1 protein-coding gene is annotated in these 1,189 nt (G+C 45.3%); it reads left to right on the top strand.

Translation table 11 applies throughout. The annotated features are described in order from the left end of the window. Positions 1-557 precede the first annotated feature (557 nt). Complete coding sequence (locus PX481_RS10800; protein WP_002760118.1) at positions 558-1,079, top strand: photosystem I assembly protein Ycf3; 522 nt, start codon at positions 558-560, stop codon at positions 1,077-1,079. The last annotated feature ends 110 nt before the right edge of the window (positions 1,080-1,189 follow it).

The raw sequence follows: 1,189 nt of genomic DNA, 5'->3' as shown, positions 1-1,189 counted from the left end.
TGACTACTTACCATTATAGCACTCACGAGCAACCCTAGGGCTGGTTTTCTAATTTTTCTGGCTAGGGTTTCGATTGAAGGGGTCTTTGCAGACCCAGCGATGGTGAGCCGAGAACTTCATTACCAACCTTCAATATCTAGATTTTTCCCTGTTGGGAGAAATAGGGTGTGGGGTGTGGGGTTTTACCAGTTTTGAGGTGGCCAATTACCTAATTTTCAGGGAAAAAGTGCCTAAATTTCCCCCCGATCACTCCCATATCCAGTGCTTTTTGATTGACAAAAGGTCTAAAAGTCTTACCCAACAAGGTTTTTAGATTTATTCAGCCAGCCCTAATTACTCAGAATCTTGGGTAAAGTTGCACCAATGCTCGTCGGAATGAGATGTGTTCCGACTAGGTTCTTGGCTGGAGAATGAGCCATTAACTTCTTGCCATTGCCGGACTAGCAAAGATACTCCAGATCGAAACCCTAGCCAGAAAAATTAGAAAAACAGCCCTGGGGGTGCTTGCGAGTGCTATAAAGGTAAGTAGTCATCTCGATCGCCTACTTGTCCTAACTATGCCACGCACTCAACGTAACGATAATTTTATTGATAAATCTTTTACCGTCATGGCGGATATCATTTTAAAGATGCTCCCCGCCAATAAAAAAGCCAAGGAAGCCTTTGTTTATTACCGTGATGGGATGTCTGCCCAAGCTGACGGCGAATACGCCGAAGCCCTCGATAATTACTATGAGGCTTTAACATTAGAAGAGGATCCTAACGATCGCAGTTATATCCTCTACAATATCGGCATTATCCACGCTAGTAACGGCGAGCATGAAAAGGCTCTGGAATACTACGAAGAAGCTATCCAACTTAATCCCAGAATGCCCTCCGCTTTGAATAATATCGCCGTTATTTACCATTTTCAGGGGGAAAAAGCCAGAGAAGACGGTCAACAGGCCGAAGCGGAAGCACTCTACGACAAAGCGGCAGAATACTGGAAACAAGCCATCCGATTAGCCCCCAATAACTACATTGAAGCCCAAAACTGGCTGAAAATCACCGGGCGATCGGAAATTGATGTTTTCTTTTAAATTGAGGAGTCGGTCGTCAGGAGACAGGAGTCGGTCGTCAGGAGATAGGAGACGGGAGACGGGAGATTATTTTTATTTATTCTCCCCACACCCCACACCCCACACCCCAC

The sequence above is a fragment of the Microcystis sp. M53603_WE2 genome (genome assembly GCF_030065435.1).
This window is presented reverse-complemented; position numbering and strand designations above follow the sequence as displayed.

Excerpts from the sequence above, each read along its gene's own strand:
- PX481_RS10800 (WP_002760118.1), top strand. The coding sequence starts at position 558 with ATGCCACGCACTCAACGTAACGATAATTTTATTGATAAATCTTTTACC.